This is a genomic window from Lactiplantibacillus sp. 7.2.4 (assembly GCF_018991185.1).
In the GTDB taxonomy this organism is placed as follows: Bacteria; Bacillota; Bacilli; order Lactobacillales; family Lactobacillaceae; genus Lactiplantibacillus; species Lactiplantibacillus pentosus.
The window spans coordinates 43,308-56,882 of the sequence record NZ_JAGYGS010000017.1 but is presented as its reverse complement, the minus strand read 5'-3'; the positions used below and the strand labels follow the sequence as shown (position 1 = coordinate 56,882).

The following is a 13,575-nucleotide window of genomic DNA, read 5'->3' as shown; positions in this document are numbered from 1 at the left end:
TGGGACGAATGAGTTCAAATTGTTGGCGGGAAATATTGCTTGGGTAGTTCATGACTAATCACCTTTTTTGAACTATCATACCAAATATATTAGATTTTAAACAAGTTCTTAGGCTAAAGGGTGAGTGATACCGGTACGGGCAACAGCTAGGTCGCGAGCAAATCAACGGATTCCCGATTGCCCGGCTGTTAGCTACCCGATATAGATACCCCAACGCAGTGTAGATGATCGACTACCGGTGAGAAATCAGTGTCGTAAATCAAAGTCACAATGTGTGTTTATCTGGCGAGTTGCGTTAAAATTAAAGAACAACTAAATCAAGGAGGATTTTTGGTGTGCAAACTGTTTTCTTAGTGCTACTCCTCGTCGCGGCTGTCGTCGTGGCAAATGCCGTCTATGCACGCTTTAATCAAGTCCCGGTCGCCTTTTTGCAAATTGGGGCCGGATTAATTTTGTCATTAATTCCGTTATATCAAGACTTCGAGCTGGAACCGGAAATATTCTTATTTGTGATTATTTCGATTCTCATGTTCAATGACGGGCAAAATACGAACGTCCGTAAGTTGAGTCACCAATTTGGGACGACCTTGTCGTTAGCGGTCGTGTTGGCAATCGTCACGATTTTCATTGTCGGGATACTGACGCACCAACTGATTCCAGAGTTTTCATTAGCACTGGCGTTAGCCTTGGGTGCAATTATTACGCCGACCGATGCCGTGGCCGTTTCATCGATTACGACTAAGGTGGCGATTCCTGATGAAGTCATGACGACGCTGGAAAATGAGTCGCTCTTTAACGATGCTTCCGGTATCGTGGCCTTTAATCTGGCGATTGCCGCCATTGTGACGGGCCAATTTTCCGTCTGGCACGGAATTACGAATTTTTTATACGTCTTTGTTGGCGGAATTATCGTTGGCTTGGTATTGGGATACGTCATCGTCGCCATCCGAATCATGTTGATCAATATGCGTGTGGACACGCCGTCGGTCATTGTGCCTTACACGTTACTGACACCATTTGTCGTCTACTTCTTAGCTGAATCTCTCGGCGTTTCTGGCATCTTGGCCGTGGTGGCGACTGGTTTGATTCATGGCGTGCAATCGGATCGGTTACGGCTGACGACTTCGCGCCTCCAAATCGTGATGTCGACGACCTGGTCGATTGTTGCTAGTATTTTAAACGGAATCGTGTTCGTGCTGTTGGGCGTGTCACTGCCGAGCGTCATCAAACATTTACAACAGCGTGATACCGGGTCAGTGGCCGTATTAATCGGCTTGGGAGTTCTCCTATATCTAGTGATGACCCTGGTGCGGTTCTTCTGGACGCGGTTTGATCTGGCCCGTATTCGCGCTTGGGATACACACGAAAAGACCCGTAATGCGTTTGTGATGGGGCTCAGTGGGGTGCACGGGACGATTACACTGGCGATGGCCTTCTCATTGCCACTAACACTCAACGGCAGTGCGTTTCCATACCGCAATGACATTATTTTCGTTGCCGCCGTCGTTATTTTGACCAGCCTACTGGTACCGACGATTTTGTTACCGCTGACGCTACCGAAGCAAACCGTTAAAGTGACGGAAGAAGAGTTAGCATCAGCCAAAGCGGAGATGGTCACTCATGCGATTCAACTGATGCAGGCGCGCCACGGCAATAACGCCGGTACGGGTAAGGTGATTGAAATCCTATCTGGGCAGCGGACGCTGGATGGCCGGCCAAAACGGTCAGAATTGTCGCAGCTCTTCGATGCCACGTTTGATGTTGAACAGCAGACCATCAATCAAATGGTCGACCGCGATGAAATTACGCCTCAAGCGGCAGATAAATACATGCGCTTGGCGAGTCAGACACGGCTCCAAAACCAGCAAACCTTTTTCAAGCGGTTTAAATTATTTTTCCGGTTTGCAATGGTCAAATGGTCGCTAACCAAGAAGGCTCGTGCTCGCCGTAAAGCCTTCCGTCAATACCATGCGCGTCATGGTCAAGAACGCTCAGAATTGATGTCGCGTCATCGCGAAATGTGGCAACAGATGCGTGCGATTGAACAACAGCCATATGATGCAGTGCTGGCCTATCTCTCAAAGACGATCACTGCCGAAAACCAGCAAGCTATCGGTATCGTCCGTCGAGCCTACGATGAACGGCATCGACGCTTGTCGGGAGAACGGGACTTGCAAGATGTTCAAAATGAATTATTAATTGAAGCCTTTCAGCTGGAATACAACTTTATTCAGAACCAGTTGGCCAATAAGACGTATAGCGCTGAACTGGGCAATCAGTTATATGAACAAATCTCAACTGACCAGTTAGTTTACTTACAATCGGTGAATACCGATTAGTTACACTTCGACGTCAATCGCACTCGCGACTGGGATGGCGGTTGCACGTGATATTGAAGGTAAAACGGGTAACGTGATGGCCGTCATTGGTGATGGGTCCTTGTCCGGTGGTTTAGCACTGGAAGGCTTGAATATTGCGGCGACCTTGAAGTCGAACTTGATTATTTTAGTCAATGATAATGGGATGGCGATTGCGGAAGACCATGGCGGTATTTATCAAAATCTACGGGAACTCCGTGAATCGAACGGGACGAGCAGCCATAACTTGTTTAAAGACTTCGGCCTGAACAAATCGTGACTGCCATCACAGCCCAATTGGCACAAAAGTAATTAAATGACGGTCGTCATATTTTTAGCACCACTGCGTTAAAGCAATCGCTTAGCCGCAGCCAGACACCTGATGAAGGGCTTGGCTGCGGCTTTTTTGTTCGGCAAGTGGTCAGATAAAACATTGGACAAAATGTCCAAAATCTTGGCGACTACGCTTAATTATTGAACGTTTTGACCGAAAGTCAGTCTTTAGCTTGGTTCCGGCGATTAAGTCGGTATAATGAAGCTATCAACCAATTTGGAGGAAGTCAACATGCTAACGATTGCTTATATTGGAAATGGGAAGAGTGCGAATCGCTACCACCTACCGTTTGCCTTGAAACTAAAGGATAAAATTAACGTTAAGACGATTTATTCACGCTCAGGACGACAAACGTGGCAACCGATTGCGGGGGTCCATTACACGACTGACCTGGATGATATTTATCAGGACCCGGCGATTGATTTAGTGGTCGTCTCAACGCCCAGCCACACCCATTACGCGGTAGCCAAGGATGTCTTGTTGCATGGGAAGAACGTGCTAGTCGAAAAGCCGTTTACCGAAACGTCGGCGGAAGCTCAAGAGTTGTTCGCATTAGCCAAAGAAAAGCAGCTGTTCATCCAATGCTACCAGAATCGCCGTTTTGACTCAGATTATCTTACGGCCCAAAAAGTAATTGAAAGCGGCGTACTGGGGGATTTACTGGAAGTCGAGATGCATTTTGACTACTTTCGGCCGGAAGTTCCGACCAGTGTTAAAGAATTCTCGTTAGATACGAGTTACCTCTATGGCCACGCTTGTCATACTTTGGATCAAGTCATCGCCTATTTTGGGGAACCGGACGACGTGCACTTTGATGTTCGGCAACTGTTGGGCGCAAACCGGATGAATGATTACTTTGATATCGATATGTATTATGGCGCGCTGAAAGTTTCCGTGAAGTCCAGCTATTTCCGTATCAAACCACGGCCAAGTTTCGTATTGTATGGCAAGCAGGGGATGTTCGTGAAGGCGGATAAGGATCGGCAGGAATATGATTTAAAACACTTCTACATGCCAGACCATGCAGACTTCGGTATTGACCAACCGGAAAACTACGGGACGCTGACGTACGTTGATGACGCTGGTCGCTATCATGAGGAGAAGGTCGTCTCAGAGGTCGGTGATTACAGCCGCGTTTATGATGGCGTGTATGAGACGCTCGTTAACGGGGCACCGAAGCTTGTGAAGGACGAGGAGACTCTGTTGCAAATCAAACTATTGGAACAAGGCATTCAACAGTGCCGCCGGTAATTATCATTAGACGAGTGGAACAATTTATATAATACGAGGAGGAAGACACATGCGATTAGGAATTTTAGGAACTGGAAAAATTGTTCAAGAATTTTTGCCAATGGTCAAGACGATTCCATCAATTGAACTCGCGGGCTTATTGTCGACGCCGCGGAGCGTTGAACGGGCGCACGACTTGCAGCAACAGTACCAGATTGCGACTGTTTATACGGATTATGCGACGTTATTGGCGGATGCGGCGATTGACACGGTGTACGTGGCGCTGCCGAATTCGCTACATTATCAGTATGCCAAACAAGCCTTATTGGCGGGTAAAAACGTGATTTGCGAGAAGCCGTTTACCCTGGTGGCTGAGCAGTTGGCGGAGTTAAAAGACCTCGCTTTGAGCCGCGACTTAGTCCTGATCGAAGCCATCACCAACCAGTATCTGGAGAACTATCAAGCCATTCGGCGGGACCTACCGGATCTCGGAAAATTGAAGATTATTGAATGCAACTATTCGCAATATTCTTCACGCTATGACCAATTTAAGGCGGGGACCGTCTTACCAGCTTTTGACCCCAAACTGGGTGGTGGGGCGTTGATGGATTTGAACATCTACAACATTCACTTTGTCGTCGGTCTGTTAGGCGCGCCGACCCATGTGCAATATCTGGCAAACGTTGAGCGAAATATCGATACATCGGGTATCTTGGTGTTGTCCTATCCGGATATCAAAGTCGTCTGCATTGGTGCCAAGGATTGTACCTCACCAGTGCGGTCAACGATTCAAGGGACTGATGGGTCAATCGTTTTGAATGGTCCAACCAATACCGTCGAAAGTTTCACGGAAATTGCGCACGATGGGACGGCAACTGATTATGCGCTTAATCAGGCCGCACACCGGATGCATGCCGAATTTGTCGCGTTTGAACGGATCGTTGCCGAGCACGATATGGCAACGGTCAAGCAGCAATTGGCTCATTCAGAAACCGTCATGGCCGTGGTCGACCAGGCGGTGGCGAGTGCGGGATTGAAACTGGGTTAAGCACAGTTATCCATAGGCAATCAACGATTAGGTACTCACGTGCGTCAGTAATTTGGCGTGGTGGGCGCCTTTTTGTGTTGGCACTTGGCAAGTATGAAACCCAAGTTGACTGACAAATGGTAGGACGGCCAGGCCTCGCACGCTTCCAGACTAGGAGCGACTTAACTGCGGATTGCGGACCAACTAGACCCGATGGCGACCGGCAACTCGATAATCCAGCAGGGGACGTCGCATCAGTTGGCATGACCTCTGTTGCTGCGGGGTGCCGCCGTTGCATTGGTTTTAATTATCGCTACCGCCTCCCAATAGCAACTTCACCGCCTTAGCGCTCCTTGGTCGTCAGCGGACCAGCTTGCAGCAGTTGTTGCTTGGCCTGTAAGTTTTGCAAGTTGGCGTGGAAATCTTGCGCGTACATCGTGGCAAAGAGGCTATCGAGGACGTATTCGAAGGCCGCTTGTGAGGCAAAGGTGCCGATCTTGGCAAAATTATATTCGCTTTGCACGGTCAGCAATTGCGTCGTTGCTTGTGCCAACAGCGGCGATTGCGGGTTGCCCGTCAGCACGAGTAATGGAATTTGATGGTCGGCGAAGTACGTGGCAAATTGCTGGTGCACACTGGTTGTGCCGGCATATGAGATGATGAAGGCACAGTCTTCTGTCGTCAAATTAGCGGCGTTCCAAGCCTCATCTGCATACTCGTCGGCAATAATCGCAAAGCGGTTGATTTTAACGAGTTTGTTTTGAAAGCTCCGTGCGCGTAATTGGGAATCACCCTGGGCAAAAATGAAAATTCGGTTCGCTTGCATCAGCAAGTTCGCGGCTTGGGCGAGCTGTGCCGCATCTAGTTGCTGCTGCGCGGTTTGGATGGTGTTGATGGTCAACGTCGCCATCTTGGCGCTGATGGTTTGAACGGAATCGTCATCTGAGAAAGGAAAGTTGGCATCCACGGTAGTCGATTGGTGTTGCTGTGTGGCAATTTCAGCTGTCAACGCCTGCTGAAAATCGCGAAAGCCATGGTAGCCCAGCTTCTGGGTCAGACGGACGATCGTTGAATGCGAGGTGTACGTTTTGGCGGCCAGGTCTTTGATTCGCAACGTGGGCATCTGATTCAAATGAGCTAAGATGTAGGCGCTGATGCGTTTTTCAGTACTTGTGAAGTCGGTCGGGTGTTGTAAGCTGATTAAAATTGACATGTCATGATTTCCTCCAATCATTAATATCATACGAGTAATTCCTAAAAATTGCGATTGTTATCAGAAAATTGAAAATAAACGGCTTGACCTGGTACCGGTTTCATAAATTATGGTAATTATATGAAACATCGTGGTATCATCAAGTTAGAGAGGAAGTTCTGTGATGACGAATATTCATGATATTGCCCGACTGTCAGGCTATTCCGTTTCAACTGTCTCACGGGTGATCAACCACCAAAAGTACGTGGCAGACGATAAGCGGGCGAAAGTCGAAGCGATTATGCAAGAACTCGATTACGTGCCCAACCGGGTCGCACGGGATTTGAGCCGGGGGCAAACCAAAACCATTGGCGTGGTCTTACCGTACGCCAATCATCCGTACTTTGCCCGGATCGTAGACGGCATCGTGGGGGCGGGGTTTGCTGCCGGTTACAAGATTACGCTACTGCCCACTAACTATGACCGGACGATTGAACGACACTACTTGGAAGAACTTCGAAGCAAAGCCTATGATGCGTTAATTTTTACCTCACGTAGTAGTTCGTTAGAAACGCTCGAAAATTATCGCAAATACGGTCAAATCGTGTGTTGTGAAGATCCTGGCGACGACCGTGAACTGGCGGCGGCGTATACTGACCGGATGGCGTCGTACGTGACGGCCTTAAAATGGGCCAAACAGCGCGGTTATGAGACGATGGGCGTCATTTTGAGTCGCAACAACGTCATCAGTGCTAGCACGCGAGTAACCAAACGGGCGTATCAGCAGGTCTATGGGCCGTTGGATGACGCCCACCTGTTTATCGGTGCGGCGACCTATGAAGATGGCTACCGGGCTGGCGAGTACTTTGCGGCGCAGTCACCACAAGTGGCGGCGGTCTTTGCGAATGGCGACGACATTGGGGCGGGCGTTTATCAATACTATATTGACCATCAGTTGCCCCCAATGCCGATCATTGGTCAGGAGAACCTATTGACGAGTCGATTGCTGAAGTTTTCGACGATCGATCATCATTTGGAATCATTAGGCCAGTCTGCATTTCGATTAGCGATGGGCAAGACCCGGACGCATGAATTAATAAAATCAGAGTTTATTGAGCGATAATTTGGAGGCACATTAATATGGTAGCGAGATTAGCCGTTTTTGATATCGATGATACACTATTAGCAAGTAATAAGACCCTTTTGCCGAGTACCGTGGCAAGTATTCAGGCACTCAAGGACCAACAGATCCATGTCGCGATTGCGACTGGTCGTAATTTGGCGATGGCGCGTCCCGTGATTGAAGCGTTGGCGTTACGAGACTATGTGCTCTGTAACGGGTCGGCTGCTTTTGCGGATGGTAAACAAGTTCATCAGCACACCTTGTCCAAAGCTAACTTGGGCAAGCTAATTACGGCTGCTGACCAACAACAAATCGATATTGTGGTCGAGTCATTGGATGGGTTACATATTCACACCCATCCGTCACAACAAACGCGGGATGTTTTGGAGACATTTCGGGCACCGCAACTCGACTACGCCCCGGATTACTATCAAGCCCATGATGTGTATCAGGCGATGATGTTTTATCCGGATGCCCAGAACCGGTTGTTACCACATCCAGATGAGTTTTCGTTTGTTCGCTTCCATGAACGGGGCGTCGATATTATCCCTAAAGCCGGTTCGAAGGCCCAGGGGATTGCCAAACTGGCAGCGGCGTTGAATGTCGACAACGCCAACGTGGCGGCGTTTGGCGATAATGAAAATGACCGTGAAATGCTTCAAAGCGTGGGCATCGGTGTTGCGATGGGCAATGCCAAGCCTGAAATTAAAGCCTTAGCGGACATCACGACCACGGATTGTGACCATGACGGCATCGCCAATGGTTTGAAAAAAATCGGTTGGATTGCCTGAACGTCACAAGCAATAACGGATTGCCTTAAAGCATATAGGGCGTTGTGTTCGGCAGGTTTGATGAGCACAACGCTCACGAGTATCTCACTAAAATAATGACAAAACCGGCGACCTGAATTAGGTCGCCGGTTTTAGACTGCAATGGAAAGTAGAGGTTTACCGTACATTCAAACTAGAATGGTTGCCCCTAAGATTACCGGTCCTGCAGCATTTTTTTGATTGCTGCTACGGAGCGGGCGACTTGTTCCGGGTCTGCGGGGCGCTCGTCAGAATTGAATGGCCCAGTCGAGTCAGTCCGAGTCGAAGGTGCTGAAACGGACTTGGCAGTTGCACTCGGCTTAGTTTGAGTGTTTGTTGTTGCCGACTTGGCTTGACGGGCACTCGTTTTCGCGCCAGTCGAAGCTTGTGCGGGTTTACCGGCGTGCATCTGGTCCATCGTTTGATTTAATAAATGGTCGACGAAGACGTTGCCTTGGTTGGTCGCATGGCCCTTGGTCCACCGGTAGTGAAGGTCAGTGAACTTGGGGAGTAGGCGGTCAACGGCTTGCCATAATTCGGCGTTGACTAGCGGGCCATTACTTCGTTTCCAGCCACGGCGTTTCCAACCAGATAGCCAACCCTTAGTGACCGCATTTAAGACGTACTGTGAATCGAGCACGAATAAAATCGTCGTGTTGGTTTGTTCTAATTTTTCGAGCTGTTCGAGTGCCCGCAAAAAGGCCATGATTTCCATACGATTATTGGTCGCGCCCCATTCACCGGCTGAATCGGTGACGAGTTGATCCGGCAATTCGATCCGATACGCCCACGCGGCCTTGTCATCATGATGCACGTGTTGACCGGCGACGTTACCAGTGTTCCGAGAGCCACCATCGGTATAAACGGTGATGGCGGCGTCCACGGGTGCGGATGCTGGATGTGCTGATGATTTAGAACGGCTAGACTGACGTGTTGATTTGGCGCTAGTTTGACCACTCATAAACGCTTCCGCTTCGGCGGCCGTTGGAAAACTCTTGTACTGTGCTTGTGAGTAACCGTTGACTTGTGCTTGCGTTTCAGCCCAGGTCCGGTAAATGCCAGGCTGACGGCCTTTGCGAACAGCATAATATTTTTGTGCCACGAGGATTCCTACTTTCTGAAAGGTGGCTGCGATTGCGAACGATGCAATCAAGCATTGACACCCAGGATAATGCCCTAAATTATACCATATTTGGCTGGTGAAATTGATGAGTAGACTGCCATGGTAGCGGTTTTGATGGAATGTGAACACAGTGGGTGGCAGGTCAAAACGGCGGTCACACGGTCAATGGTTGGATAACGAACTATCTCGCATTTCCTCTGGACATTGGTTTAGGGAGTGCTCAACGTGACGCTGTGCAATTTTGCAGCATCATCCCATTGCTGGTGATTCGCTAGTTTGACTATCTTCAAGATGCTAACGCGCAAAGTCAATCCTGATGCGTATTGACATGTTATCAAGACTCTGTCAAAATATGGCATGCAAGTGAATCATTTACTTGACTGTCATTGCCAACAATGTTGGTGCGGGGGACAGACTTAAAAAGGAAGTTAGGTGAAGCACAATGTTTGGACGACATCATGTGACTTTGGATGAGGAAGAACTGTTAAGTAATATATACGATTTTGTACTGGACGAATCGATTACTGAACGTGAGCGCAGAATTGGATTGCTGGCTAAGGCTGATTTGGAGGCCAAGCGCTATCCAGTCGCCGTTTTGAATAAAATAGTCGTCAGTTTTCAGATGGAAGCGTTGAACAAGAAGGGGTTGTCACCAGTGGCGTCTAAGTTCTATGACCAGATCGAGCCGCTATTAGTGGCGGTGAAACCCTTTGGTACCAATATCGGATTTGTCGGGATGCACTGTAGTTATTTAGACGACTAACAATTGAATAATGGCTAGGAAAACTAACTGGTGAAAGCTGTGACGGCTTAGTGGGTATATTCGGACTGAATCGTCGCAGCTTTTTTGTGCCTTTGATGGCATGATGATGCAATATCATGACATGGGAATGCAGTGGTTGATTGGGTGGTGCCCGCCGTATGTAAAGCTTTCGGACGTGTGAACATATGAAATATTAATTCCCCGGCGTAAAATAAGTGCAATAAATATTGAATCTTTTCTGATCATTTGTTTGTAAAAATAGTTATGTAACTATATAATTAAGCAAATAAAAACATTGGATTTATGATAAGTGTGACAAATGTAGGCTTGATACAGAAAGGACGACACTAATGCGATTTTATCTGTTTACTCAAGATGAGCAACAAGCCCTGATTGCGGCTAACAATGACTGGTTGGCACGCAAGCGGGCGGTACAAGAATGTGGCCTGAACGCTACAACACCAGCCGTTGAAGTTGAAGAAGCGGAAGTGTTTGATCGCTTCCAACCCATTTTTTTTGATGTGCTGGGTGATAAGAGTGCTTCTGCCGCTCAGATGGCTCGGGCAGTCTTTTCAACGCCTGGTGTGATTTTGACCAATATTCCAAACGTGTGAACGAATGAAAGACGGTGTTGGCAGGGAGCTGATGCCGTTTTATTTCAAAAGGTGAGTGACACGCGCAACGCGACCAACCAGTAGAATCCTGACGACTAACGATCACGACGATTACTGAAAGCCTTTATTTTTAAGCAAAAATCATGACGAACGATGGCTTATTTTTAAAAATTACGACATAATTATCTTGTAGGTGAATTAGTGCTTAGAAAAATAATTATCATTGGACGGTTGAGTATTCTCAGCCGCCAATAAAATCGTAAACGAGGGAGTCAAAGCATGGCAGATCGTCACGAAATCAAAACTGCAGATGTGGATGGGCAGTTGCGAAGCCTATCCTATCTGGCGGATAAATACGAAATCGATCAAATCAGACTAACGACACGTTACAAAAATGGCGAGCGTGGGAAACGACTGGTGCGGCCGGTGCATTATACGAAAGGCCTGCAAATGATTGATATTGATGGGCAAAAGATGAATTTTATCCAGGTTGCTAAGAAGTTCGGTTTAAACCAGCAGACGGTCCTCAGTCGCTATAAGCGGAGCGTTCGCTATCCAGACATTGTGCTACCAGTCGATGAATTTAAACGTAAGATGAAACGTGATGGTCCTCAAGATATTCAAACCGCGATTGATGGCCACGAGATGACGTTAGCCGAGGCTTCCGCTGAATACCAGGTCAAGCCAAGTACGGTGATCAACCGCTATAAACGGGGGATTCGTGGTCCTGAATTGGTGCAAACGGTCAAGCGAGTCACTTCCGGGCCAATCGTTTTGGAAGACGGTCAGACCCTGTCAGAACTGGCCGCAAAGACGGGAATTGATTATATGACGCTCTGGCAACGTTACCAGGCCGGCAAACGGGGCGCTGAGTTAAGTGTTCAACCGAAGCGCAAACGGTTTATGGTTGATTATCAGGGTCGGACGTGGACGCTGTTAGAATTATCGCGCGCGTTTCACGTGCCGGTGGGGACGTTACGAAATCGCGTCAAACAAGGCGAGTCCGGTGATAACTTAGTTCGGCCACCCTATTCACCAAAGAAATAGCTGAACGACTCAAAAGTGCCACTGATTTTGTGGTCTTGAAGGCTGTTTCCAGAGTGAGTTAATAATTTGACGAGTTTTTGTAGGCGCTGATTTTTAACCATTGGTGATCATTAAGACGTTAATATTCAGATAAAAACAGTGTCGTCAAACTGAATTCAGTCTGACGACACTGTTTGTGTTTATTAATAAATTTGTATTGAATTATTCCAGTTTTACAGCAAGCCTAGTGTTGCTTGAACAGCGTCGTTAAGTAGTCCATGAAGGTCTTCAAATAACGGTCCTTATCGACAGTTAAGGCGACGGTCACATTCGTGGGGTCGTTCAAACGGGCAGGGTCGCCAATCGTCCGACCGTAGTCTTCGCCGCTGGCTTGGACGTACATATTCAAGTCAAGTGTCGTGACGAAACTTGGGTCGAGTGAAACGCCGACTGCCAGTGGGTCGTGCAATGCGCAACCGTGTAAATCTGGGCTGGTGATGTCGTAAGCGGCGATGTAGTAGTCAACGATATCCGCGAATTTTTCGCCGGCCGTCGTCTTCAAGTCGCGCCATTGTTGGGTTTCAGTCTTGGTCAATAATGTCCGTAACGTGACGTCGAGGCCGACCATCGTCAACGGCATATTACTAGTGAAGACGGCATTGGCGGCTTCGGCATCTTGGTTGATGTTGGCTTCAGCGTAGTGGCTGACGTTACCAGGAACCGTGAGTGCGCCACCCATCAAGGTCACGTTGCCAATTGTGCTGGCGATGTCTGGGGCTTTTTCGAGTGCTTCGGCCAGGTTGGTCAGTGGACCGGTTGGCACAAGGGTCAAATCAGCGCCATATTGGTGAACAGCGTCAATCAAGAAATCAACGCCAGATTGTTTTTCAACGGCACGTTTTGGTGCGGGTAGTTCGACGTCACCGATCCCGTTCATCCCGTGGATTTGTTGTGAAATCGGCATGACATCAAAGTGCTCGGTCGTACTGGAGTGGGGTTCGCCTAAGAAGACGGGCACATCGGTTGCACCTAGTAATTCCAAGATTTGTAAACTATTAATGGCGGCTTGGTCGACCAGGCAGTTCCCGTATGAACTAATAATCCCAATCAAATCAACGTCGGGCGCACCGACCGCATAAGCAATTGCCATTGCGTCGTCAATCCCAGTGTCCAAGTCTAAAATCATTTTGCGTTTTGCCATGAAAAACATCCTCCCTAGTTAGGTCTGAAGCGCTGTAATGCTATGATTTAATTGTAAACGTTTCAGTGGACGCTGACAACGGCTAGCAGCGAATTAAATGTGGATTAGCCTATAAAATGTTCGGGATTCGTTTGGTAAAACGCTTACTGGCACAAATCCCCTGACTGACTTATACTGAAAGTCAAGGAAGGTGAAGCTAATGACCACTCAAAGTCCATTAGAAACAGTAATTAACGCCCGTCATTCTGTTCGTAAATATGACGGCCAAACTAAAATTGAACCCGAAGAAATGAATCAGATGTTACAGACTGCTTTTCTGGCACCGACGGCCTTGAATCAGCAGCCGATTCGCGCACTGGTCATCACGGATGCGCAACTCCGCGAACAGTTATGTGCAGCCACTGGGAATACCAGTCAATTGACCACATCTAGTGCGGTCGTGTTATTCGTCTTGGATCGCGAAAATCAGCATCAAACGCCCGCGTTTCAACCGGGACAAGGGGACGCACCAGCTCAACATTCAGATACGATTGGGGCCTTAGATACCGGATTGATTGCGATGCAATTCATGCTGGTCGCCAAGGACCATGGCTACGATACCAATCCGATGACTGGTTTTGATGCCGCCGGGTTTACTAAGATTTTAAACTTAGATGCCCAGCGCTATCAGCCACTGTTGCTGGTGTCAATTGGCAAGCCGGGGGTCGCAGGTAAGATGGCAGACCACCAACCATTGTCGACTTTAGTGGATTACCGCTAAACGGGGAGGCGGATGC

At 48.2% G+C, this 13,575-nt stretch carries 12 protein-coding genes and 1 pseudogene; 10 read left to right on the top strand and 3 right to left on the bottom strand.

Annotated elements, in window-relative coordinates; genetic code table 11:
• The first annotated feature begins 335 nt into the window (after positions 1 to 335).
• The 4 genes and pseudogenes from KGF70_RS07635 (at position 336) to KGF70_RS07620 (ending at position 4,969) form a co-directional block, all read left to right on the top strand.
• Positions 336 to 2,339, top strand: coding sequence for a Na+/H+ antiporter (locus tag KGF70_RS07635; protein WP_216768330.1), 2,004 nt, complete (start codon positions 336 to 338; stop codon positions 2,337 to 2,339).
• 1 nt (position 2,340) lies between these two features.
• Positions 2,341 to 2,628, top strand: a pseudogene (locus tag KGF70_RS07630) (1-deoxy-D-xylulose-5-phosphate synthase N-terminal domain-containing protein); the annotation flags it as partial.
• A 294-nt stretch (positions 2,629 to 2,922) separates the two neighbouring features.
• Positions 2,923 to 3,942 carry a Gfo/Idh/MocA family oxidoreductase gene (locus KGF70_RS07625; RefSeq protein WP_050339568.1) on the top strand — a complete coding sequence of 340 codons (1,020 nt, stop codon included), beginning with the start codon at positions 2,923 to 2,925 and terminating at the stop codon, positions 3,940 to 3,942.
• Between the two features lie 49 nt (positions 3,943 to 3,991).
• Entirely contained in the window at positions 3,992 to 4,969 is a 978-nt protein-coding gene (locus KGF70_RS07620) for a Gfo/Idh/MocA family protein (RefSeq protein ID WP_216768331.1), read from the top strand.
• Between the two features lie 322 nt (positions 4,970 to 5,291).
• On the opposite strand, the gene KGF70_RS07615 is transcribed toward KGF70_RS07620, so the two are convergent.
• A complete protein-coding gene (locus KGF70_RS07615) occupies positions 5,292 to 6,161 on the bottom strand; it encodes a MurR/RpiR family transcriptional regulator (protein WP_216768332.1) in 870 nt (289 codons plus the stop codon).
• Positions 6,162 to 6,324: 163 nt separating this feature from the next.
• Between KGF70_RS07615 and KGF70_RS07610 the strand changes: the two genes are divergently transcribed.
• Entirely contained in the window at positions 6,325 to 7,263 is a 939-nt protein-coding gene (locus tag KGF70_RS07610) for a LacI family DNA-binding transcriptional regulator (protein WP_088770959.1), read from the top strand.
• A gap of 17 nt (positions 7,264 to 7,280) precedes the next feature.
• The gene (locus tag KGF70_RS07605; protein ID WP_021337609.1) at positions 7,281 to 8,054 is read left to right on the top strand and encodes a Cof-type HAD-IIB family hydrolase; all 774 of its coding nucleotides are present in this window, start codon (positions 7,281 to 7,283) and stop codon (positions 8,052 to 8,054) included.
• 193 nt (positions 8,055 to 8,247) lie between these two features.
• Here KGF70_RS07605 and KGF70_RS07600 read toward each other — a convergent pair whose 3' ends face one another.
• Positions 8,248 to 9,174 carry a ribonuclease H family protein gene (locus tag KGF70_RS07600; RefSeq protein WP_216768333.1) on the bottom strand — a complete coding sequence of 309 codons (927 nt, stop codon included), beginning with the start codon at positions 9,172 to 9,174 and terminating at the stop codon, positions 8,248 to 8,250.
• A 463-nt stretch (positions 9,175 to 9,637) separates the two neighbouring features.
• On the opposite strand from KGF70_RS07600, the gene KGF70_RS07595 reads away from it, so the two are divergent.
• The 3 genes from KGF70_RS07595 to KGF70_RS07585 all read left to right on the top strand — a co-directional run bounded on the left by KGF70_RS07595 (position 9,638) and on the right by KGF70_RS07585 (position 11,619).
• Entirely contained in the window at positions 9,638 to 9,958 is a 321-nt protein-coding gene (locus tag KGF70_RS07595; RefSeq protein ID WP_050339560.1) for a bacteriocin immunity protein, read from the top strand.
• A 350-nt stretch (positions 9,959 to 10,308) separates the two neighbouring features.
• Positions 10,309 to 10,572, top strand: a complete 264-nt coding sequence (locus tag KGF70_RS07590; protein ID WP_216768334.1) for a hypothetical protein — start codon at positions 10,309 to 10,311, stop codon at positions 10,570 to 10,572.
• A 279-nt stretch (positions 10,573 to 10,851) separates the two neighbouring features.
• Positions 10,852 to 11,619 carry a hypothetical protein gene (locus KGF70_RS07585; protein WP_216768335.1) on the top strand — a complete coding sequence of 256 codons (768 nt, stop codon included), beginning with the start codon at positions 10,852 to 10,854 and terminating at the stop codon, positions 11,617 to 11,619.
• A gap of 223 nt (positions 11,620 to 11,842) precedes the next feature.
• Here the strand turns inward: KGF70_RS07585 and KGF70_RS07580 are convergent, their stop codons facing one another.
• Positions 11,843 to 12,799, bottom strand: coding sequence for a nucleoside hydrolase (locus KGF70_RS07580; protein ID WP_088770962.1), 957 nt, complete (start codon positions 12,797 to 12,799; stop codon positions 11,843 to 11,845).
• A 199-nt stretch (positions 12,800 to 12,998) separates the two neighbouring features.
• Between KGF70_RS07580 and KGF70_RS07575 the strand changes: the two genes are divergently transcribed.
• A complete protein-coding gene (locus tag KGF70_RS07575; protein ID WP_105922453.1) occupies positions 12,999 to 13,559 on the top strand; it encodes a nitroreductase family protein in 561 nt (186 codons plus the stop codon).
• The last annotated feature ends 16 nt before the right edge of the window (positions 13,560 to 13,575 follow it).

Excerpts from the sequence above, each read along its gene's own strand:
- KGF70_RS07625 (WP_050339568.1), top strand. The coding sequence starts at position 2,923 with ATGCTAACGATTGCTTATATTGGAAATGGGAAGAGTGCGAATCGCTAC.
- KGF70_RS07620 (WP_216768331.1), top strand. The coding sequence starts at position 3,992 with ATGCGATTAGGAATTTTAGGAACTGGAAAAATTGTTCAAGAATTTTTG.
- KGF70_RS07615 (WP_216768332.1), bottom strand. The coding sequence starts at position 6,161 with ATGTCAATTTTAATCAGCTTACAACACCCGACCGACTTCACAAGTACT.
- KGF70_RS07610 (WP_088770959.1), top strand. The coding sequence starts at position 6,325 with ATGACGAATATTCATGATATTGCCCGACTGTCAGGCTATTCCGTTTCA.
- KGF70_RS07605 (WP_021337609.1), top strand. The coding sequence starts at position 7,281 with ATGGTAGCGAGATTAGCCGTTTTTGATATCGATGATACACTATTAGCA.
- KGF70_RS07595 (WP_050339560.1), top strand. The coding sequence starts at position 9,638 with ATGTTTGGACGACATCATGTGACTTTGGATGAGGAAGAACTGTTAAGT.
- KGF70_RS07590 (WP_216768334.1), top strand. The coding sequence starts at position 10,309 with ATGCGATTTTATCTGTTTACTCAAGATGAGCAACAAGCCCTGATTGCG.
- KGF70_RS07585 (WP_216768335.1), top strand. The coding sequence starts at position 10,852 with ATGGCAGATCGTCACGAAATCAAAACTGCAGATGTGGATGGGCAGTTG.
- KGF70_RS07580 (WP_088770962.1), bottom strand. The coding sequence starts at position 12,799 with ATGGCAAAACGCAAAATGATTTTAGACTTGGACACTGGGATTGACGAC.
- KGF70_RS07575 (WP_105922453.1), top strand. The coding sequence starts at position 12,999 with ATGACCACTCAAAGTCCATTAGAAACAGTAATTAACGCCCGTCATTCT.